This window comes from Paraburkholderia nodosa DSM 21604 (genome assembly GCF_000519185.1).
In the GTDB taxonomy this organism is placed as follows: domain Bacteria; phylum Pseudomonadota; class Gammaproteobacteria; order Burkholderiales; family Burkholderiaceae; genus Paraburkholderia; species Paraburkholderia nodosa.
The window spans coordinates 43,526-63,453 of record NZ_JAFA01000018.1; the positions used below are offsets into that span (position 1 = coordinate 43,526).

The 19,928-nt window shown below is 66.3% G+C and carries 16 protein-coding genes; 5 read left to right on the forward strand and 11 right to left on the reverse strand.

The features are described 5' to 3' along the window. Positions 1-163: 163 nt before the first annotated feature. From A3CW_RS0124630 to A3CW_RS0124645, 4 genes are all read right to left on the reverse strand, one after another. Entirely contained in the window at positions 164-670 is a 507-nt protein-coding gene (locus A3CW_RS0124630; RefSeq protein ID WP_028205936.1) for a carboxypeptidase-like regulatory domain-containing protein, read from the reverse strand. 197 nt (positions 671-867) lie between these two features. Continuing rightward, the gene (locus A3CW_RS0124635; protein WP_028205937.1) at positions 868-2,373 is read right to left on the reverse strand and encodes a DegQ family serine endoprotease; all 1,506 of its coding nucleotides are present in this window, start codon (positions 2,371-2,373) and stop codon (positions 868-870) included. Positions 2,374-2,509: 136 nt separating this feature from the next. Then, positions 2,510-3,811 (reverse strand): ATP-binding protein, encoded by a 1,302-nt coding sequence (locus A3CW_RS0124640; RefSeq protein ID WP_028205938.1) that lies wholly within the window; start codon positions 3,809-3,811, stop codon positions 2,510-2,512. An 86-nt stretch (positions 3,812-3,897) separates the two neighbouring features. After that, on the reverse strand, positions 3,898-4,560 hold the full coding sequence (locus A3CW_RS0124645; protein WP_028205939.1) for a response regulator: 663 nt from the start codon (positions 4,558-4,560) through the stop codon (positions 3,898-3,900). Between the two features lie 419 nt (positions 4,561-4,979). On the opposite strand from A3CW_RS0124645, the gene dacB reads away from it, so the two are divergent. The 3 genes from dacB to A3CW_RS0124660 all read left to right on the forward strand — a co-directional run bounded on the left by dacB (position 4,980) and on the right by A3CW_RS0124660 (position 9,523). Beyond that, the gene (gene dacB / locus A3CW_RS47505; RefSeq protein WP_081771797.1) at positions 4,980-6,662 is read left to right on the forward strand and encodes a D-alanyl-D-alanine carboxypeptidase/D-alanyl-D-alanine endopeptidase; all 1,683 of its coding nucleotides are present in this window, start codon (positions 4,980-4,982) and stop codon (positions 6,660-6,662) included. 329 nt (positions 6,663-6,991) lie between these two features. Beyond that, the gene (locus A3CW_RS0124655; protein WP_028205940.1) at positions 6,992-7,966 is read left to right on the forward strand and encodes a sterol desaturase family protein; all 975 of its coding nucleotides are present in this window, start codon (positions 6,992-6,994) and stop codon (positions 7,964-7,966) included. Positions 7,967-8,143: 177 nt separating this feature from the next. Then, on the forward strand, positions 8,144-9,523 hold the full coding sequence (locus A3CW_RS0124660) for an SGNH/GDSL hydrolase family protein (protein WP_028205941.1): 1,380 nt from the start codon (positions 8,144-8,146) through the stop codon (positions 9,521-9,523). Positions 9,524-9,626: 103 nt separating this feature from the next. Here A3CW_RS0124660 and A3CW_RS0124665 read toward each other — a convergent pair whose 3' ends face one another. The 7 genes from A3CW_RS0124665 to A3CW_RS0124695 form a co-directional block, all read right to left on the reverse strand. Next, positions 9,627-10,673 carry an L-threonylcarbamoyladenylate synthase gene (locus A3CW_RS0124665; protein WP_028205942.1) on the reverse strand — a complete coding sequence of 349 codons (1,047 nt, stop codon included), beginning with the start codon at positions 10,671-10,673 and terminating at the stop codon, positions 9,627-9,629. A 14-nt stretch (positions 10,674-10,687) separates the two neighbouring features. Beyond that, entirely contained in the window at positions 10,688-11,905 is a 1,218-nt protein-coding gene (locus A3CW_RS0124670; RefSeq protein ID WP_028205943.1) for a 5-(carboxyamino)imidazole ribonucleotide synthase, read from the reverse strand. A gap of 56 nt (positions 11,906-11,961) precedes the next feature. Beyond that, a complete protein-coding gene (gene purE, locus A3CW_RS0124675; RefSeq protein ID WP_028205944.1) occupies positions 11,962-12,480 on the reverse strand; it encodes a 5-(carboxyamino)imidazole ribonucleotide mutase in 519 nt (172 codons plus the stop codon). Positions 12,481-12,506: 26 nt separating this feature from the next. Further along, positions 12,507-13,397: a phosphoribosylaminoimidazolesuccinocarboxamide synthase gene (locus A3CW_RS0124680; protein WP_028205945.1), complete on the reverse strand. Its 891-nt coding sequence runs from the start codon at positions 13,395-13,397 to the stop codon at positions 12,507-12,509. A 229-nt stretch (positions 13,398-13,626) separates the two neighbouring features. Further along, positions 13,627-14,691 carry a class II fructose-bisphosphate aldolase gene (gene fba, locus A3CW_RS0124685; protein WP_028205946.1) on the reverse strand — a complete coding sequence of 355 codons (1,065 nt, stop codon included), beginning with the start codon at positions 14,689-14,691 and terminating at the stop codon, positions 13,627-13,629. A 410-nt stretch (positions 14,692-15,101) separates the two neighbouring features. Beyond that, positions 15,102-16,538 carry a pyruvate kinase gene (gene pyk / locus A3CW_RS0124690; protein WP_028205947.1) on the reverse strand — a complete coding sequence of 479 codons (1,437 nt, stop codon included), beginning with the start codon at positions 16,536-16,538 and terminating at the stop codon, positions 15,102-15,104. A 429-nt stretch (positions 16,539-16,967) separates the two neighbouring features. After that, positions 16,968-18,167 carry a phosphoglycerate kinase gene (locus A3CW_RS0124695; RefSeq protein ID WP_028205948.1) on the reverse strand — a complete coding sequence of 400 codons (1,200 nt, stop codon included), beginning with the start codon at positions 18,165-18,167 and terminating at the stop codon, positions 16,968-16,970. A gap of 492 nt (positions 18,168-18,659) precedes the next feature. On the opposite strand from A3CW_RS0124695, the gene A3CW_RS0124700 reads away from it, so the two are divergent. Together A3CW_RS0124700 and A3CW_RS0124705 are read left to right on the forward strand one after the other, a co-directional pair. After that, entirely contained in the window at positions 18,660-19,583 is a 924-nt protein-coding gene (locus A3CW_RS0124700; protein WP_028205949.1) for a branched-chain amino acid transaminase, read from the forward strand. A 59-nt stretch (positions 19,584-19,642) separates the two neighbouring features. Further along, positions 19,643-19,837: a zinc-finger domain-containing protein gene (locus A3CW_RS0124705; protein ID WP_028205950.1), complete on the forward strand. Its 195-nt coding sequence runs from the start codon at positions 19,643-19,645 to the stop codon at positions 19,835-19,837. Positions 19,838-19,928 lie beyond the last annotated feature (91 nt).

Genomic DNA, 19,928 nt, shown 5'->3' on the forward strand with positions numbered 1-19,928 from the left:
TCGACGGCGACCGACGGCAACACGCGAACCCGCTCGCGACACGCCTGAGCGATCGCGGCCTCCCCTCGGCTTCATTATCGGCCAAACTCGTCCTGGCTGCGTGAATCTTATGCGCGGCGCGCGTGCGGCAGCGCCCAAACGCGGCCTGGCCCGGCTGGGCGCCTTACCAGATGAACGCCGCCCGCGCGCTGCCGTTCGAGCCCACCGTCACGGCACTGGTCTTGTCGACGCCCGCATGGCTCACGTGCACGCTGTAGCGGCCCGGACGAACCTTCACGAGCATATACGGCCCGCGCGAAGTCGTATCGAGCACGCTTGCGCCGTGCGAGTCGGTGATCTGCACGCGCACGTCCGCGACGTACTCACCGCTGCGCTGGGTAAAGCGCAACGCCAGTGGCCACTGGCGCTCCGCACCGAGCAGCGCCTTGGATTCATCCAGGCCCACCCCGCCGGAGACGTACGACACGTCGCCCTGCTGCTGGACTTGCGGCATGCCGCCGCCATTGGTGTTGCCGGCGCTCGTGTTGTCGGTGGTCGAGCCGCCGACCGTGCCCGAGGCATCGCCCTGCTGCGCCGCCGCGCCGCCCGCGTAGCCGAGAGCAAGTGTGGCCGCGAGGATCGCCGCGTAAGCGGTCGTATGGACGGGGCGCGAGTTGTGGAAACGCTTCATCGATCGCTCCTTTCAGGTGGTCCGATGTAATGCTTCCGCAAGGGGCATGCCCGATCCGCGCGCAAAAGGTTTTGTGCGCCCCAAAAAAACCGCTGCCGCCGAGGCCAGGGGCCAACGGCGGCAGCGCAGGTACAACGTAATGAAACCTGCTCTCGCCGCGAATCCGGCGCACGGAGCCGGATTCGCGACAGCAGGGATCAGCCGAGATCGACGGGCACGAAAATCTGTGCGTCGTCTCGCTGGATCAGGAGTGCAATGCTGTTGCCAGCCTTCGAAACCATTTGCTTGAGCTGATCGGCGCTCGTCACCGGGCGGCCGTTCACGGCGAGAATCACGTCGCCGGGCTGGACACCCGCATTCTCGGCCGCGCCACCCGACTGCTCGACGAGCAGACCGTGGTCGAGCGAGCCGTTGCTCTTCTCTTCCGGCGTGAGCTGGCGCACCGCGACGCCGAGGCGCCCCTGCATCTGCGCTTGCGGTGCGTCGTTCGAAGCCACCTTCGCGTCGCCCAGCGCGCCGATGGTGGCGGTGAGGTTCTTCGTGCTCTTGTCGCGCCACACCTGAACATCGGCCTTCGTGCCCGGCTTCATGCCCGCGATGAGCGAAGGCAGATCGGACGAATCGTCCACGGCCTGGCCGTTCACGGACAGGATCACGTCGCCGGGCTTCAAACCCGCCTTCGCGGCCGGACCGCTCGCGTCCACCGAACTCACCAGCGCGCCGCGCGGCTTGTCCATGCCGAACGAGTTGGCGAGCGTCTGGTTCATCGACTGCACCGCGACGCCGAGACGCCCGCGGCTCACATGACCGGTCTTGACGAGTTCGTCCTTGACCTTGATCGCCTCATTGATCGGGATTGCGAACGAAAGGCCCTGGAAGCCGCCCGTCTGCGAATAGATCATCGAGTTGATGCCGATAACTTCGCCCTGCAGATTAAAGAGCGGGCCGCCCGAATTGCCGGGGTTGACCGGCACGTCGGTCTGGATGAACGGCGTGTAGTTTTCGTCCGGCAGCGAGCGCGACTTCGCGCTGATGATGCCCGAGGTCACCGTGTTGTCGAAGCCGTACGGCGAGCCGATCGCCACCACCCACTGGCCGACCTTGCTTTGACGCGGGTCGCCGATCTTCACGGTCGGCAGATCCTTCGCGTCGATCTTGAGCACGGCGACGTCCGACTGCTTGTCCGCGCCCACGACCTTCGCCTTGTATTCGCGCTTGTCGGTGAGCTTCACCGTCACGACGTTGGCGCCGTCCACGACGTGCGCGTTCGTGAGAATGTAGCCGTCCGGGCTGACGATGAAGCCCGAGCCGAGGCTCGCGCTCGGCTGGTCCGCCTGCGGACCATTGTCGCCGCCGCCCATGCCGGGCGCGCCGCCGTAGAAGTGCTTGAAGAACTGGTAGAACGGATCGCTCGGATCGATCGGCAGTTGCTGCGAGCCGCTGCCGCCGCTGCGCATCGCCGTCTGCTTCACGACGTGCTTGGCGCTGATGTTGACGACCGCGGGCCCGTAGGTTTCCACGAGACCCGAGAAGTCGGGAATGCCAGTCTTGGCTGCGGCTTCGGCCGGCATCAACGCCGCGGCCTGGGCCTGCGAGATAACCTGCGGAGCAGGCAGATCACGGTGCCCTGCGACGTAGCCCGCCGACAATGCGACGACCACGGCGGCTGCCACGGCACTGCGGGAAAGAACTTTTGTATTCATTGCGGACTCCTTGCGCGGGGTACTCATCACGACGTACCGAAGAGTAAGCCGTGTCGCTTAAAGGAGTCTTAAGTACGCGGAAATCGCAATAATCGCGCAAACGCCCGCGCGGCGGGCATTTGCGGGCGATTCGGAGTCAGAACCGCACGTCCACGAGCAGGCCGCCGGCGGGCGAATCGCCGAGTGTGATGGTCGCGTCGTGCTGATCCGCGATTCGTCGCACGATAGCGAGCCCGAGGCCCGTGCCGGCGATATCGGTGCGCGCGCGGTTCACGCCCGCGCCCACGCGATAAAAGCGATCGAACACGCGTGCGCGCTCGCCTTCCGGGATGCCCGGCCCGCTGTCCGCGATGCGCACGCGCGGATGCCCGTCGACGACGGCGAGGCTCACGTCCACGCGGCCGCCCGCGGGCGTGTATTTGGTCGCGTTGTCGAGCAGGTTGTTGAGCATCACGCGCAATGCATCGGCGTCGCCATGCACGCTCGCCACCGCGCTTTCCTCGATGCCGAGATCGACGCCGCGCTGCTGCGCGAGCGGTGCATAGTTGAGCACGCAATCATCGAGCAGCGCATGCAGATCGACGTTCTGCGCACGCGCATGACCGTCGGGTTCGGAACGCGCGAGGGCGAGCAGTTGCTCGGCAAGACGCGTGGCGCGCGTCACGCCCGCCTGCAGATCGACGAGCGCTTCGCGGCGCGTGTCGTCATCCTTTGCGCGCGCAACGAGTTGCGCCTGGATCTGCACGGCCGCCAGCGGCGTGCGCAATTCATGCGCGGCATCGGCGACGAAGGCCTTCTGCGTGTCGATGGCCTGCGCGAGGCGTTCGAGCAGCGCGTTCAACGCATGCACGAGCGGCGTGACTTCGCGCGGCAGACGCTCTTCGGGCAGCGGGTCGAGCGCTTCGGGATGACGCGTATCGAGTGCGCGCGCGACGCGCGAGAGCGGCCTGAGCCCGCGCCCCACCATGATCCAGACCGCGATGCCGAGAAACGGCAGCACCACGATGAGTGGCCAGAGCGTGCGCAACGCCACGTTCGCGGCGAGCCGGTTGCGCACGGAAACGGGCTGCGCCAGTTGCACGACATTGTCGCCGACGATCGCGCCATACACGCGCCAGTCGCCGCGATCGGTGCGCTCCGTCGAAAAGCCGAGTTCCGCGCGCGGCGCAAGCGGTGCGCGCGGATGCGAGTAGTACATGAGCACGCCGTTGCGATTCCAGATCTGCAGCACGATGCCTTCGTCGCCCGTATCGCGCGAACTGAGGATCTCGTTGAATGGCTCGGAGGGCAGCGCCTCGGCGATTTCCTGCAGCTGGTAGTCGAACAGCTCGTTGGCTTCGGCGAGCGCCTGGCGATAGATCAGCCAGCCCGCGAGCCCGACGCCCGCGACGACGATCGCGAGCAGCCAGAACAGCAGTTGTCGTCGGATGGAACTCATCGGCTAAAGGGGTCTCCTTGTCGATCCGGAGTTAGCGCTTGAGCGCTGACTCCGGTCCCATGCAAGGCCGCGCTTGATTACCGGCTTCATGCGTCTTTGGCGATCATGTAGCCGAGGCCGCGCACGTTGCGGATCAGGTCGGCCCCGAGCTTCTTGCGCAGCGCGTGAATATAGACCTCGACGGTATTGCTGCCGATCTCCTCGCCCCAGCCGTACATCTTCTCTTCGAGCTGGGTTTTCGAGAGCACGGCGCCCGGCCGCGCGAGCAGCGCTTCGAGCAGCGCGAATTCGCGCGCCGAGAGCGCGACGGGCGAACCGTCCTGGGTGACCTGGTGCGAGGCCGGATCGAGCGTGATCGAACCGTGGCGGATGGTCGAATCGCTGCGGCCCGCCTGGCGGCGGATCAGCGCGCGCATGCGTGCGCCCAGTTCGTCGAGATCGAAGGGCTTGATGAGGTAGTCGTCCGCGCCGGCGTCGAGACCCTTCACGCGGTCGGCCACGGCGTCGCGCGCGGTGAGGATCAGCACGGGCAGCGCCGCGCCGCGCGCGCGCAGGGTGCGCAGCACGTCGAGACCGTCGCGCCGCGGCAATCCGAGATCGAGCAGCATGAGATCGTAAGAATCCGCGCTCGCGGCCGAGAGGGCGGCGTCGCCGTCTTCGACCCAGTCGACCGCGAAGCCTTCGCCGCGCAGCGCCTTGCGCACGCCTTCGGCGATCATGCGGTCATCTTCGACTAGCAGTATGCGCATCGTAATGTTGGCCAGGCGGCGACACGGCGCCGCGCTGCGTGAGTGGATGACGATGCGAGCATTCTAGCGCCTGAACAGGGGCGCCGCGCCGCTGCGGCGCGCAGCCGGTCGCGCTGCAATGGCGCGCACTGCGGGCGGTGTTTGAATCACGCCACGCAATGTGCAACGTTTTCTCGCCGGTAATGCGCGCACGCGGCGGGAGGTCTTTACAATGTGCGCTTTTGCGGCGCTCCACCCGTGATTCGGCCGCGATGCGCGTGTTCAGGCTTGTACAGTACGTTCAAGCGAGCGCATCGCGCGCGCACCACGAATCACACGCCGCCCCAATTTTCGCGTCCGCGCGCGGCACCGGCGAGCCCTGGCTTGCCGGTGCCGCGCCCGGCCCAAGCACCGCCCCTGCACTCGCCCGAACGCTTTTCATGCTGCCCGCTTCGCTGTCCCGCCTACGCTCCTTGTTCAGACTGCCTGCCTCGCGCACCGACCGCACGCATCGCGCCGCCGCCACCCCGCGCCTGCCTCGACCGCTCGCCCTCGCCCTGGCCTGCGCCACGCTCGCCGCGGGCTTCGCCGCCGCGCCGGCCGCCTACGCGCAGCCCGAAGGCGCACGCCTGCCCACAGTCAACGTGACCACCGTGCTGCCGCCCACCGTGATGGCGGGCCTCGAGCGCGCACACGTGCCGCTCTCGTCGTTCAGCGTGGTGATCGAAAAGGTCGGCGACCGCCAGCCCAGCGTCGCCGTGAATGCCGGCCAGCCGATGATGCCCGCCTCGACGATGAAACTCGTCACGACGTGGAGCGGCCTCGCGATGCTCGGTCCCGACTATCGCTGGAAAACGAGCGCCTATACCGACGGCGAAGTCGATGCGAGCGGCACGCTGCACGGCAACCTCTATATCAAGGGCACGGGCGACCCGAAGCTCGTGCCCGAAGAGCTGATCGACCTCGTGCAGAAGATTCGCGCGGCGGGCATCGCGCGCATCGACGGCGCACTCGTGCTCGACAAGAGCGAGTTCGATCCGTCCACGCGCGACCTGCCCTCGTTCGACGGCGACGACAGCGCGCCCTACAACGTCGGCCCCGATCCGCTGATGTACGCGTTCAAGTCGGTCTCGTTCACGTTCTCGCCCTCCCGCCAGGGGGTGTCGATCGACGTGGTGCCGCCCGTTGCGCAGTGGCAGATCGACAACCAGATCCGCGAGCGCGCCGGCGCGTGCGGCGGCATGCTGCCGAGCCCGCAGGTTTCGCCCGGCGGCAACGGCGTCGTCACCGCGAGCTTCGCGGGCAGCTACGCCATGCGCTGCGGCGAGCGCACGCTCAACATGGCCGCGCCCGTGGACCACAGCACGTTCTTCGCGGACGGCTTCCTCGCCCTCTGGCAGCAATCGGGCGGCAGCCTCTTCGCCACGCCGGCCGGCGCGGTACGCGAAGGCGTCGTGCCGCCGCGCGCGCGTCTTCTCGCCGTGCACCAGAGCCCGCCGCTCGCGGACGTCGTGCACGACATCAACAAGTTCAGCAACAACGTGATGGCGCGCAATCTGTTCCTCACGCTCGGCGCCGTCGAGGGCAAACCGCCTTCGACCACGGCCAAGGCCGCCACGGCCGTCAATGCGTTCTTGCGGCGCAGCGGCCTGAACATGCCCGAACTCGTGCTCGACAATGGCTGCGGCCTCTCGCGCGAAGAGCACATCAGCGCGCTCTCGCTCGCGAACCTGTTGCAGAACGCGAACGCGAGCCCGGTCGCGCAGGTGTTCATCGACTCGCTGCCGATCGTCGGCGTGGACGGCACGATGCGCAACCGCCTCACCAACGCGGGCGTGGAAGGCAACGCGCATATCAAGACGGGCACGCTGCGCGACGTGCGCGCCATCGCCGGTTACGTGGCGGCCGAGAACGGCGAGAGCTGGATCGTGGTGAGCCTCATCAACGATCCGCGCGCCGAGTCCGCACGCGCCGCGCACGACGCGTTGCTCGAGTGGGTCTACAAGGGCATGCCCGAAGAAAAGCCCGTGTATGTCGAGCCGCATCCCAAGCGCGCGGCAAAAGAGTCGAAGGTCGCGAAGGCCACGCACAAGGCGCCGGCCAGGCGACGCGGCGCGCATTGACCACGCGCTGAGCGCACGCTGTTTGCACACGGCGTGCACGCTGTGTCCACGCCGGGCGGGCGCCGCGGACCTGTCCCCGCGCGCCTCACCCGAGCCCGCCGCGATGCGCCGGGCTCGAAGTTTTCCTCTAGCAAAGCGCCGCCCGTCCTGGGCGCGGGCCGTGTACCCTGACGGGCAAAGGCCGGTAATGCATTGAAAGTTTTGTCTTGCGTGCCCGGCCATCGAGCCGCGCACCCTGCGAACGCACACCAACGCGGCCAATACGATACGAGACAACAAACGCCGCGCTGCCCACCAGCGCCGCCCACGGGACAAGGAGGACGACGTTCGTGCAGTTCGACGCGCAATGGCTGCTGCTCGCCCTCGCTCCCGTGTTTCTCGCCTGCATCGGCTGGGAAGCGTGGCATCTCTCCCGCACGCGGCCGCGCGCTGCATCGAACGACACCCCCGACAGCGCCCGGTACGCCTGGCCCGATACGCTATGCAACGCCGCGCTCGCGCTCATGCACCAGGGCGCGGACAAGCTCGCATGGCTCGTCGCCGTGCCCGTCTATGCCTACGTTTACCGGCACTTCCGGCTCGTTTCGTGGCAGCCTGGGCTCGTCGCGTGGATCGCACTGTTCATTGCGCAGGACCTGCTCTACTACGTGTTTCATCGCGCGAGCCATCGCGTACGCTGGCTCTGGGCCGCGCACGTCGTCCACCATTCGTCGGAGCGCCTGAACCTTTCCACGGCGTTTCGCCAGAGCCTCATGTATCCCGTGGCGGGCATGTGGCTGTTCTGGATTCCGCTCGCCCTGCTCGGCTTCACGCCGGAGCAGATCGTCGCAATCGTGCTCGTCAATCTCGCGTTCCAGTTCTTCGTGCACACCCAGGCCGTGGGCAAGCTCGGCTGGCTCGAATACGTGTTCAATACGCCTTCGATGCATCGCGTCCATCACGCGCGCAACGCGCGCTATATCGATCGCAATTACGCCGGCGTGCTCGCGATCTGGGACCGCCTGTTCGGCAGCTATGTCGAGGAAGACGCGCACGATGCGCCCGATTACGGCATCGTCAAGCCGCTTGCGTCATGCAATCCGCTTAAGGCGACGTTTCACGAATGGCTCGCAATGGTGCGGGACTTCGCGCGCATGCCCGACTGGCGCTCGCGTGTCTCCGCGCTGTTCGCGCCGCCCGATTGGTGCGAGCGCCACGACGCACTGGGCCTCGCATCCGTGACGGCGCCGGCGACGCCCGCGGGAACGCGCTTCGGCGTGCCGGAAAACAACACCGAGGGTGAGTTCGGGTCGCGCAACAGTTGAGAGATTGCGTAGTCTGTCGGCCTTGGCCCTGACCCTGGGGCAGCAGCACGCAGGGGGTTGCATGCAAGGCCGGCGATCGGGAAAAACATCGACAACGGGTGCTCGTGCCACGAGCACCCGTTGCATGAGTAGGCAAGCATGGCATCAAAGGCCACACACAGAGGAGATGAAGTGAATATGAAGCATCAAGGACCGAGACACCGTACGCTGTTGCGCGCCACCCAGATCGCTGCCGCGAGCGCCGCTTTTGCGCTGCTCGCCGCCTGCGGTGGCAGCAGCGGGGGGAACAACAACGCGAGCACGCCGCCGCCGTCGGGCGTCAACATGCAGGTGGTGGCGTTCGGCACGAGCTTGACCGACGCGGGCACGTATTCGGAGCAGATTCTGCCGGGCTTCGGCGGCGGCCGCTTCACGACCAACCCGGGCGAAGTCTGGGCGCAGCACGTGTCCGAGTACTTCGGCAACACGCTTTCACCGGCCTTCGAAGGCGGCTTCGGTCTGCCGCTCACGGCCACGGGCGGGCTTGACTACGCGCAAGGCGGCGCGCTGGTGACGGGCGGCGCCGCGACAGATAACAGCGCCTTGACGAAGCAGCCGGTGGACTGGCAAGTTTCGCAGTACCTCGCGCAGCACGGCAGCTTCAATGCAAATCAGCTCGTGCTCGTGGAAGGCGGCGCGAATGAAATTCTCGGCCTGCTGAGCACCGACTCCAACAACGTCCAGGCCGCAGGCCTGAAGGCATTCGGTGCGGCGCTGGCAAACTCGACCTTCTTCACGCAGCTCGCTGATCCGACGATCCAGCAACAAACGGCGCAGGGCCTAGTCACGGCAGGTTTCACGGCCGCGCAAGCGCAAGCCCTCGTCCCAGCCGCTATTGCCCTGGGTGTCGTCAAAGCGGATACAACCGGCGCCTTTGCCTCGGTCACGCCGATCCTTGCTGCGGCCACCAAACTGGCCACTATCGTCAGCACGCAGATTGCCGGCACGCCCAAGGTCGCAATCGCTACCGTCCCCGATATCGGCAAGACGCCGGCAGCGTTGGCAGCCGATGAGGCGACCCCCGGAACAGTGCCGGGCTCGGCGACCGCGGCTGACACGGCGCTCACGCTCGTCTCGGCGATGTACAACCTCACGCTACTGGAGACGCTGCACCCCACGTTGGCAGCCAAGCAGGCCGTCGTGATCGATACGTTCTCGTGGCTCGACCAGTCGATCCAGAACGCGGCCAGCCTCGGCTTCACGGTGACGAACACGGGCACGGCGTGCAACATCTCGCAGATGGAGACCGACGCCACGAACTACGCGCTCGCGAATCCGCAGGCGGCGCTCGGCTTGCCGGCCACGACGGATCCGGCCATCCTCCAGAAAGCGGCTGCGACCTACGGCAGCAACTTCGGCAGCTCGCTATTCTGCTCGCCGCAAACGCTCACGACGGCCAACGCGCCTACGACCTACATGTTCGCGGATGTCGTACACCCGACCACCGCGCTGCACGCGCAGTTCGCGACATTCGCTGAAACGCAGCTGGCTGCTGCGGGCATCGGCAAGGCGCCTTAATAAGCGTCGCCTGCACCGGATCTTCCGGTGCAAGAAAAAACACCCCACGGACCGTCAGGGTCGTGGGGTGTTTTTCATTGAACGCGAGAAAACGTGCTCAGCCCTACTGCTGCGCCTCGAACGCGGCCGCCGCCCGCCCTAACCGGTCATTGACCGCGATCCACTCGATCGTCTCCGGCAGCTTCTCGATGAGAATGCGCGAGACATTCGCGCGATCGAGCGCGCGCAGCAAGCCATACAGCTCACGCGCATATTCCTGCGGCTCTTCCGGCGCGGTGACGAAATGCACGCCCTGAGCCTGCGCCCAAACGCCTGCGCGTGAGGCGCGCGCCACCAGCGCCACCGTTTCACCCGCATCGCGCGCCGCCGCAAGCAGCGGCTCCAGCGCGTCGAACGGCAGCAGCGCGAGCGGCGTGCGCGGCGCGTAGTGCGCCTTGAGCGTGCCCGAGGCGCGCGGCGCCGTGGCGTCCGAACCATCGGGCAAGCGCGGCGCCTCGCCCAGCACGCGAGCAATGTCGTGCGGCGTCACGTGACCGGGCCGCAGCAACGCGGGAAATCCGCGCGAGAGATCGAGAATCGTCGATTCGATGCCCACGTCGCATGCCCCGCCGTCGAGCACATGCACCGCCGCGCCGAATTCGTCGCGCACGTGCTGCGCCGTGGTCGGGCTCACATGGCCGAAGCGGTTCGCCGACGGCGCCGCCACGCCGCCATGGCCGCCGCGACGCGCGGAAAACGCCGCCAGCAACTGCTGCGCGACCGGATGCGACGGGCAGCGCAGCCCCACCGAATCCTGGCCGCCGCTGACGGCATCGGGAATACGTTCGTGGCGTTTGACGATCAGCGTGAGCGGGCCAGGCCAAAACGCGTCGACGAGCTTTTGCGCCGCCTCGGGCCACTCCGCGGCCCAGTACTGCGGGTCGCCGCCGGGCGGCAAGTGGACGATCACCGGATGGTTCGCCGGCCGCCCTTTGGCCGCGTAAATTCGCGCGACCGCCTCGGGGCTCGCCGCATCGCCGCCCAGACCATAGACGGTCTCGGTCGGGAACGCGACCAGCTCGCCCGCATCGAGCAGCGCGGCGGCGTGCTCGATGTCGGCTGCGGTCAGAGGCGGCGTGCCAGCGTGCGGTGCGTTCTGCTGATCGGACATGATCCGGCCCAACCTCAGCTCGTGGCGATGTGCAGCAGGCGCGCGCAGTCGCGTGCGGCCGTGCGCGCTTCGTCGAGCGTCGGCGCGGTGAAGTTCACGTGGCCCATCTTGCGGCCCGGACGCGCTTCTTCCTTGCCGTACAGATGCAGGCGCGCGGCCGGCATCGCGGCCACCTGGTCCCACGGCGGCGTGACGGGCGCGGCGCCCTTCTGGGGCTTTACCTCGCCCACGGCGCAGGGGAACCACACGTCGCCGAGAATGTTCAGCATCACGGCCGGCGAGTGCTGGCGCGTGTCGCCGAGCGGCATGGACGTCATGGCGCGCACCTGCTGCTCGAACTGGCTCGTGGCGCACGCATCGGTCGTGTAGTGGCCCGAGTTGTGCGGACGCGGCGCCATTTCGTTGGCGACGAGCGAGCCGTCTTCGAGGATGAAGAATTCCACGCACAGCACGCCCACATAGCCGAGCTTCGCCGCGATCTGGATCGCGGCCTGCTGGGCCTGCTGCACGAGCGCCGGGCTTGCGTCCGGTGCGGGCACGATGGTGTGCGAGAGCACCCCGTTGCGGTGGGTGTTCTGCGCGAGCGGATAGACCGCGGCCTGGCCGTTCGTGCCGCGCGCGATCAGCGCGCTCACCTCGAACTTCAGCGGCAGGCGCTTTTCCAGCACGCACGGCACGCCGCCGAGCGACGCATGGGCCTCGCGTACTTCTTCGGCATTGGAGACACGAATCTGGCCTTTGCCGTCGTAGCCCAGGCGCGCGGTCTTGAGAATGCCCGGCAGCACGGCGGCGAGCGTCTTGTCGTCGATGCCGGCGAGCGCCTGCGACGACTCGATCACCACGTGCGGCGCGACCGGCACGCCGGCCGCCGCGATAAAGCGCTTCTCGGCGATGCGGTCCTGCGCCACCGCCACGCAGCGGCCGGCCGGGCTCACGAAGGTCGACTTCGCGAGCGTGTCGAGGCTCGCCGCGGGCACGTTCTCGAACTCGGTCGAGATGGCCGCGCACAGGCGCGCGAGTTCGGTGAGCGCGGCTTCGTCGTCGTACGCGGCGCAGATGTGGCGGTCGGCCACGGTGCCCGCGGGGCTCGTCGCGTCGGGATCGAGCACGGCGACGCGGTAGCCCATCGCCTGCGCGGCAAAGCAGAACATGCGGCCGAGCTGGCCGCCACCCACCATGCCCAGCCAGGCGCCGGGCAGGATCGGTGAAACCGGTGAATTGTCAGGAGTCATCTTGGTGGTCGGCCGCGGGATGGCCGCGGCGCGTGGGGACGATCAAAGCGGGGCAATCAAAGCGGGGGCAGCACCATGGCGTGCGCCGCTTCGTTCTGGCGCACGCGGAAAGCCGCGAGCTTGTTCGCGTATTCGGTGTTGGTCACGCTCAGGATCGAGACAGCGAAGAGCGCCGCATTGGCCGCGCCCGCCTCGCCGATGGCGAAGGTCGCGACCGGCACGCCCTTGGGCATCTGCACGATCGAGTGGAGCGAATCCACGCCCTTCAGATACTTGCTGACCGCCGGCACGCCCAGCACGGGCACCGTGGTCTTGGCCGCCAGCATGCCCGGCAGGTGCGCTGCGCCGCCCGCGCCGGCGATGATCGCGCGCAGGCCGCGCTCGCGCGCTTTTTCCGCGTACTCGAACATCTCGTCGGGCATGCGGTGCGCCGAGACCACCTTGGCCTCGTACGCGACGCCGAACTCCTGCAGGATCGCGACCGCGTGCTTCATCGTGTCCCAGTCGGAGCTGGAGCCCATCAACACGCCGACAAGCGGCGCCGCATGCTGGTGAGCCGTCTGAACTTCGCTCATTGTGCTTCCTTCTTCCCTCTTCTCGCTCACGCGAGCTTTTGACCCGTGAGACGCTCGAGCGCCTCCTGATACTTCGCCGACGTTTTGGCGACCACGTCGTCGGGCAGCTTCGGCGCCGGCGGCTCCTTCTTCCAGTCCTGGGTTTCGAGCCAGTCACGTACGAACTGCTTGTCGAACGACGGCGGGTTCGAGCCCACCTGATACTGGTCGGCCGGCCAGAAGCGCGACGAGTCCGCGGTGAGCGCCTCGTCCATCAGATACAGCTGGCCGTGGTTGTCGAGACCGAATTCGAACTTCGTGTCGGCGATGATGATGCCGCGCGTGGCCGCGTAGTCGGCAGCTTCCTTGTACAGCTTGATCGAAATTTCCTTGATGGTGCGCGACAGCTCGGTGCCGATGCGGCGCTCCATCTCTTCGTACGTGATGTTCTCGTCGTGGTGGCCCATTTCGGCCTTGGCTGCCGGCGTGAAGATCGGCTCGGGCAGCTTCTGCGCGTTTTCCAGGCCCGGCGGCAGCTCGACGCCGCACACGGCGCCCGTTGCCTGATAGTCCTTCCAGCCGCTACCGGCCAGATAACCGCGCACCACGGCTTCCACGAGGATCGGCTCGAGGCGCTTCACCACGACGGCGCGGCCCTTGACCTGCTCCACTTCGTCCGCGGCCACGACGGTTTCCGGCGCGACGCCCGTGAGGTGGTTCGGCACGACGTGCTTGAGCTTTTCGAACCAGAAGTCGGCCATCTGGTTGAGCACCTCGCCCTTGCGCGGAATCGGCTCGCCCATGATGACGTCGAACGCCGACAGACGGTCGGTGGTGACGATCAGCAGCTTGTCGTTGCCCACGGCATAGTTGTCGCGGACCTTGCCGCGGCCGAGCAGCGGCAGCGAGCGGAGCGTGGATTCGTAGAGGGTAGACATCGTCGTGATTCGCTAAAAGGACAATCGAAACGGAGGCGGGTTCGGTCCAGAATCGCGGTTGCAACCGCGCGAGGAAACCGTAAAACCGAAGGTATTGCGAGGGTAAACCAAAAACCGGCAAATTTCCCGGAAAAGCCCATCGCCGTTCCCCCAAAACAGGCGGAAACGGCGATGTGTTGACGACTTCAGGCGTCCGGCGAGGAGCGGAACGCCTGGCGCAGAAGCCCGCTTAGCGAACGATCTGCGCGAATTCGCCCGACTTGTATTTCTCCGCGATCTTGTCGAGCGCGACCGGCTTGATCTTGCCGGCCTGACCTTCCGAGCCGAACGCGAGGAAGCGGTCCACGCACACCTTCTTCGCAGCTTCGCGAGCCGGCTTCAGGTAGTCGCGCGGGTCGAACTTCGACGGGTTTTCATACATATAGCGACGGATCGCGCCCGTGATCGCCAGACGCAGGTCGGTGTCGATGTTGATCTTGCGCACGCCGTGACGGATGCCTTCCTGGATCTCTTCGACCGGCACGCCGTACGTTTCCTTCATGTCGCCGCCGAATTCGCGGATCTCGGCCAGCAGTTCCTGCGGCACCGACGACGAACCGTGCATCACGAGGTGCGTGTTCGGAATGCGCGTGTGGATTTCCTTGATGCGCTGGATCGACAGAATGTCGCCCGTGGGCTTCTTGGAGAACTTGTACGCGCCGTGCGAGGTGCCGATGGCGATGGCCAGCGCGTCGCACTGGGTGAGCTTCACGAAGTCGGCGGCCTGCTCCGGGTCCGTCAGGAGCTGCTCGCGCGTCATGGTGCCTTCGGCGCCGTGACCGTCTTCCTTGTCGCCCTTCATCGTTTCCAGCGAACCGAGCACACCCAGTTCCGCTTCGACCGTCACGCCGATCGAGTGCGCCATTTCGACGACCTTGCGCGAGACTTCGACGTTGTACTCGTACGATGCGACCGTCTTGCCGTCGGCTTCGAGCGAGCCGTCCATCATCACGCTGGTGAAACCGCTGCGGATCGCGGCCATGCAGACCGCCGGCGACTGGCCGTGGTCCTGGTGCATCACGACCGGAATATGCGGATACGACTCGACCGCGGCTTCGATCAGGTGGCGCAGGAAGGGCTCACCCGCGTACTTACGCGCGCCGGCCGATGCCTGCATGATCACCGGCGAACCGACCTGGTTCGCGGCTTCCATGATCGCCTGGACCTGTTCCAGGTTGTTCACGTTGAACGCCGGCAGGGCATAACCGTGTTCAGCCGCGTGGTCGAGCAGTTGACGCATTGATACGAGAGGCATTGTTGCTACTCCTTTGATTTGAAACGAAATGCTTCTGCCGCCGACTGTCTTGCGCAGCCGGTCGAGGGCGGCCTGGCAGCCGCCGCCCGCGTGACCTGCCGCGGGCTCGATAGGGTGATTTTATCGCGAAGCGCGTCCGTTCCCGGCGCCAGGCACGTAACTGGCATGAAATTGGCGTATCGGAGCGTCAAAACCGCGAGAAGGTGCAAAAAGAGTTGACAGCCCGCGCGCCGTTTCTACAGCGTACGGGCTGCAATTGCGGGGAAAAGGCGTCTAAATGGCACCGATCTGGCGTCGATCTGATACCAGTGTGATACCAGCTGGCCACCTCGGGCGCCGACCGCATTTATTTTCGGGAGTCGCGAAAATAAAGCGAAAAAAATCGCCGCCGCGAGGTTACAGCAACGAACTTACAGCACGTCGCCCACGCGCACGATTTTCAGCGTGTTCGTGCCGCCCGGCTGCCCCATCGGCTCGCCCACGGTCAGCACGACCATGTCGCCGCGCGACGCGTAGCCCTTGCTCACCACCACCTCGATGGCTTGCTGCAGCGCCGTGTCGCGGTCGCTGCTCGTGTCGAGGTGCAGCGGCGTGACATTGCGGTAGAGCGACATGGCGCGCTCGCTGCCCGGGCGCGGCGTGAGCGCGAAGATCGGCACATGGGTCCAGTGACGCGACATCCAGAGTGCGGTCGAGCCCGACTCCGTGAGCGCGACGATCGCCTTCGCGCCCAGGTGGTAGGCCGTAAACAGCGCGCCCATTGCGATCGACTGGTCGATGCGCGTGAAGGTGCGGTCGAGGAAGTCCTTGTCCAGCTCGGATTGCTCCGACTTCTCCGCTTCCAGACAGATCGCGGCCATCGCCTCGATGGTCTGCACCGGGTACTTGCCCGCCGCCGATTCGGCAGAGAGCATCACCGCGTCCGTGCCGTCGAGCACGGCGTTGGCGACGTCCGAGACTTCGGCGCGCGTGGGCACCGGCGCGTGGATCATCGACTCCATCATCTGCGTGGCCGTGATGACGAGCTTGTTCGAGTCGCGCGCCATGCGGATCATGCGCTTTTGCAGCGCCGGCACGGCGGCATTGCCCACTTCCACGGCCAGGTCGCCGCGCGCGACCATGATGCCGTCCGACGAGTCGAGAATTTCCTGCAGCGCCGGAATCGCTTCGGCGCGCTCGATCTTCGCGATCATCTTCGGCTTGATGCCGTACGGCGCGCCCGCGATGTTCGCGAGCTGGCGCGCCATTTCCATGTCGGTGGCGTTCTTCGGGAACGACACGGCGACGAAATCCGCGCCCAGCGACATGGCCGTGCGGATGTCTTCCATGTCCTTCGCAGTGAGCGCGGGCGCCGTCAGGCCGCCGCCCTGGCGGTTGATGCCCTTGTTGTTCGACAGGTCGCCGCCCACGCGCACGACCGTATGAATCTCGCTGCCGATCACGCGCGAAACGTCGAGCACGATCAAGCCGTCGTTGAGCAACAAGATGTCGCCCGGCTTCAGGTCGCGCGGCAGGTCCTTGTAGTCGAGACCGACGCGCTCGTCATTACCGAGCTCGCATTCGGCGTCGAGGATGAAGGGATGGCCCGGCTCGAGCGTCGTCTTGCCATTCTCGAATTTGCCGACGCGAATCTTCGGACCTTGCAGGTCCGCCATGATCGCAACTTCGCGGCCAGCCTGGCGGGCGCAGTCCCGCACCATTTCAGCACGCTGACGGTGGTCGTCGGCGGTGCCGTGCGAAAAGTTGAGGCGCACCACGTCCAGTCCTGCGCGGATCATTTTCAGCAGGATGTCCGGCGTGCTGGAAGCCGGACCGATGGTGGCGACAATCTTGGTGGCGCGATGCATGAGTCTCCTCGTCTGGATAGGATCGCTGGGAAAACCGTTGCTGCGAGAAGTGCTGGCCGGCTGCGCCGCGGGTGCGGATGCGCCGGAACGCGCACCGGGTCTACCCGGCGTCGCTTTCTTGGAGGACGCCGCGGGGCTCACACGAGCCGCTGCGGCGCTTTCTACCTGCGTAGTCATGTTCGATGCGGGCGTGGCTGTACGCCCTGTCGGATTCTGTGCGGCTGTCGATTCAGCAGTCGACTGCGTCGCCGCAATGTCCATTTCGGCAGCGGCGGCGGGCGTCGCGTCCGCCCTCGCCTTATCAGTATCTGCCTGGGGCGCTGCACGCCCCTTTTGTTTTGCTGCGGCCCCGGCTGCGCTGCGCGACTTCTGTGCGCTTGCACGAGGAAGTTTGCTCATGGCCTTCCCGGCCGGGGCGCGCGGCGCCACTTAACCGGCCGCCCGCGTTTCGAGCACTTCGACCGCCGGCAGCTTCTTGCCTTCGAGGAACTCGAGGAAGGCGCCGCCGCCGGTGGAGATATAGCTGACCTTGTCGGCAATGTTGTACTTCGCGATGGCCGCGAGCGTGTCGCCGCCGCCGGCGATCGAGAACGCGCCTGAACTGGCGATCGCATCAGCGAGCGTCTTCGTGCCGTTGCCGAACTGGTCGAACTCGAACACGCCGACCGGGCCGTTCCACACGATCGTGCCGGCCTGCGCGAGTTGCGCGGCGAGCGCGTTGGCGGTGACGGGACCGATGTCGAGGATCATCTCGTCGTCGGCCACATCGGCCACGTTCTTCGTCTCGGCCTTGGCCGTCGGCGAGAATTCCTTCGCGGTCACGACGTCGGTCGGGATCGGCACCGAGGCGCCGCGCGCGCGCGCCGCTTCGATGATGGCCTTCGCATCGTCCACCAGATCGGCTTCGGCAAGCGACTTGCCGATCTTCAGACCCGCGGCCAGCATGAACGTGTTGGCGATGCCGCCGCCGACGATCAGCTGGTCGACCTTCTCGGCCAGCGACTTGAGGATGGTGAGCTTGGTCGAGACCTTCGAGCCCGCCACGATCGCCACCAGCGGGCGCTTGGGCGCGCCGAGCGCCTTGCCGAGGGCGTCGAGTTCGGCCGCCAGCAGCGGACCCGCGCAGGCGACGCCCGCGTACTTCGCGATGCCGTAGGTCGTGGCTTCGGCGCGGTGGGCGGTGCCGAACGCGTCGTTCACGTAGATATCGCAGAGCTTCGCCATCTTTTGCGCAAGCTCGTCCGAGTTCTTCTTCTCGCCCTTGTTGACGCGGCAGTTTTCGAGCAGCACCACGTTGCCAGGCTCGACGTTCACGCCGTTTTCAACCCAGTTCGCAACCAGCGGCACGTCGCGGCCGAGCAGTTCGGCGAGGCGCTTGGCGACCGGCGCGAGGGAGTCTTCGGGCTTGAATTCGCCTTCGGTCGGGCGGCCCAGGTGCGAGGTGACCATCACGGCCGCGCCGGCGTCGAGTGCGGCCTTGATGGCCGGCACGGAGGCGCGCACGCGGGTGTCTTCGGTGATGTTGCCGTGATCGTCCTGCGGCACGTTCAGGTCGGCGCGGATGAATACGCGCTTGCCCTTCAATTTGCCTTCGGAGATCAGATCGGAAAGACGCAGAACCTTGTTCATGGGCATGTCATCTTGATGGTGGGAAGGCGGTGGCAAGGCAATGCGGCGCCGCAGGCCGTACTCTGGCGCGGCAAGACGTGCTCAACGGCACGGCGCGGGATCCGGTGTGACTGTCTCGGGTCGCGGCTCCGGGTCGCTGCTCGTCGCTGGCACGAGCCGGCATCGAATTGCGAGATCGGTATTTTAGCTGATAGCCAGGACGATCTGAGACGTGTCCAGGCGAATCTCCCGTATTTGGGCAGACGCTGCTCGCCGGGCGGGCGTTCCCGCGATTTGCTGCGATGCAGCATGCGTTAACCCCGAAAAAAATCGCCGGGAAACGGCGCGAAACGACCCTAAAATCGCCCGAAAACCCCGCCCCACGCGCCCGCGGGCGCGCTGGAAGGCGTCAAATGACGCTAAAATAATCGTCTTTGCCAACCGCAACCACGCGGCGCGCGGCGAAACCCCGTGCATAAGCCCGATATTTACTGCACCTGTCTGGAGAATCGTATGTCAATGGCCGACCGCGACGGCAAGATCTGGATGGACGGCAAGCTGATTGAGTGGCGCGACGCCAACATTCACGTGCTGACCCACACGCTGCACTACGGCATGGGTGTTTTCGAAGGCGTACGCGCCTATCAGACCGCCGACGGCAGCACCGCCATCTTCCGCCTCGCCGAGCACACCAAGCGTCTGCTCAACTCGGCCAAAATCTTCCAGATGGACGTGCCGTTCGACGCGAAGACGCTCGCCGACGCGCAGCTCGAAGTCGTGCGCGCGAACAAGCTCGAGTCGTGCTACATCCGCCCGATCATCTGGGTCGGCTCGGAAAAGCTCGGCGTTTCGGCCAAGGGCAACACCATTCACGTGGCCATCGCCGCATGGCCGTGGGGCGCCTATCTCGGCGAAGACGGCCTCGCCAGGGGCATCCGCGTGAAGACGTCGTCGTTCACGCGCCATCACGTGAACGTGTCGATGGTGCGCGCCAAGGCTTCGGGCTGGTACGTGAACTCGATCCTCGCCAACCAGGAAGCCACCGCCGACGGCTACGACGAAGCGCTCCTGCTCGACGTGGACGGCTATGTCTCGGAAGGCTCGGGCGAGAACTTCTTCCTCGTGAACAACGGCAAGCTCTACACGCCGGACCTCGCGTCGTGCCTCGACGGCATCACGCGCGACACCGTCATCACGCTCGCGCGCGACATGGGCATTCCGGTGATCGAAAAGCGCATCACGCGTGACGAGGTGTACACCTGCGACGAAGCGTTCTTCACCGGCACCGCCGCCGAAGTCACGCCGATCCGCGAACTCGACAACCGCACCATCGGCAGCGGCTCGCGCGGTCCGGTCACGGAAAAGCTGCAATCGGCCTTCTTCGACGTGGTTTCGGGCAAGAACGAGAAGTACGCGCACTGGCTCGCGAAGGTCTAAGACATAAAGGTCCGGGCGCCCTTCGCCCGGCCCCCACAGCTACACAGAGAATTGTCCTCATGAGCGAAATTAAGGAAATGCCGCTGGTCGAACTTTCGGCCAAGGATCTGCCCGCTTACTGCCCGAATCCGTCGATGCCGCGCTGGAGCAACCACCCGCGCGTGTTCCTCGACGTAACGCACGGCGAAGCGAAGTGCCCGTACTGCAGCACGCGTTACAAGCTGCGCGCGGGCGAGGTCGTCCACGGCCACTGACGCGTTTCGCCTCACTCGCGGCGCGCCGTCGTGCATGCGGCGGCGCGTCTTTCCGTGATGCCGCTGCCCGTTCATCGGCGCGCGGCTCGTC

What these genes read in the sequence shown, in the direction of transcription:
- A3CW_RS0124670 (WP_028205943.1), bottom strand. Translation starts at nt 11,905, where the DNA reads ATGACTCCTGACAATTCACCGGTTTCACCGATCCTGCCCGGCGCCTGG.
- A3CW_RS0124630 (WP_028205936.1), bottom strand. Translation starts at nt 670, where the DNA reads ATGAAGCGTTTCCACAACTCGCGCCCCGTCCATACGACCGCTTACGCG.
- A3CW_RS0124645 (WP_028205939.1), bottom strand. Translation starts at nt 4,560, where the DNA reads ATGCGCATACTGCTAGTCGAAGATGACCGCATGATCGCCGAAGGCGTG.
- purE (WP_028205944.1), bottom strand. Translation starts at nt 12,480, where the DNA reads ATGAGCGAAGTTCAGACGGCTCACCAGCATGCGGCGCCGCTTGTCGGC.
- A3CW_RS0124700 (WP_028205949.1), top strand. Translation starts at nt 18,660, where the DNA reads ATGTCAATGGCCGACCGCGACGGCAAGATCTGGATGGACGGCAAGCTG.
- A3CW_RS0124635 (WP_028205937.1), bottom strand. Translation starts at nt 2,373, where the DNA reads ATGAATACAAAAGTTCTTTCCCGCAGTGCCGTGGCAGCCGCCGTGGTC.
- A3CW_RS0124640 (WP_028205938.1), bottom strand. Translation starts at nt 3,811, where the DNA reads ATGAGTTCCATCCGACGACAACTGCTGTTCTGGCTGCTCGCGATCGTC.
- A3CW_RS0124665 (WP_028205942.1), bottom strand. Translation starts at nt 10,673, where the DNA reads ATGTCCGATCAGCAGAACGCACCGCACGCTGGCACGCCGCCTCTGACC.
- dacB (WP_081771797.1), top strand. Translation starts at nt 4,980, where the DNA reads ATGCTGCCCGCTTCGCTGTCCCGCCTACGCTCCTTGTTCAGACTGCCT.
- pyk (WP_028205947.1), bottom strand. Translation starts at nt 16,538, where the DNA reads ATGCATCGCGCCACCAAGATTGTCGCCACCATCGGTCCGGCTTCCAGC.
- A3CW_RS0124695 (WP_028205948.1), bottom strand. Translation starts at nt 18,167, where the DNA reads ATGAACAAGGTTCTGCGTCTTTCCGATCTGATCTCCGAAGGCAAATTG.
- fba (WP_028205946.1), bottom strand. Translation starts at nt 14,691, where the DNA reads ATGCCTCTCGTATCAATGCGTCAACTGCTCGACCACGCGGCTGAACAC.
- A3CW_RS0124660 (WP_028205941.1), top strand. Translation starts at nt 8,144, where the DNA reads ATGAAGCATCAAGGACCGAGACACCGTACGCTGTTGCGCGCCACCCAG.
- A3CW_RS0124680 (WP_028205945.1), bottom strand. Translation starts at nt 13,397, where the DNA reads ATGTCTACCCTCTACGAATCCACGCTCCGCTCGCTGCCGCTGCTCGGC.
- A3CW_RS0124705 (WP_028205950.1), top strand. Translation starts at nt 19,643, where the DNA reads ATGAGCGAAATTAAGGAAATGCCGCTGGTCGAACTTTCGGCCAAGGAT.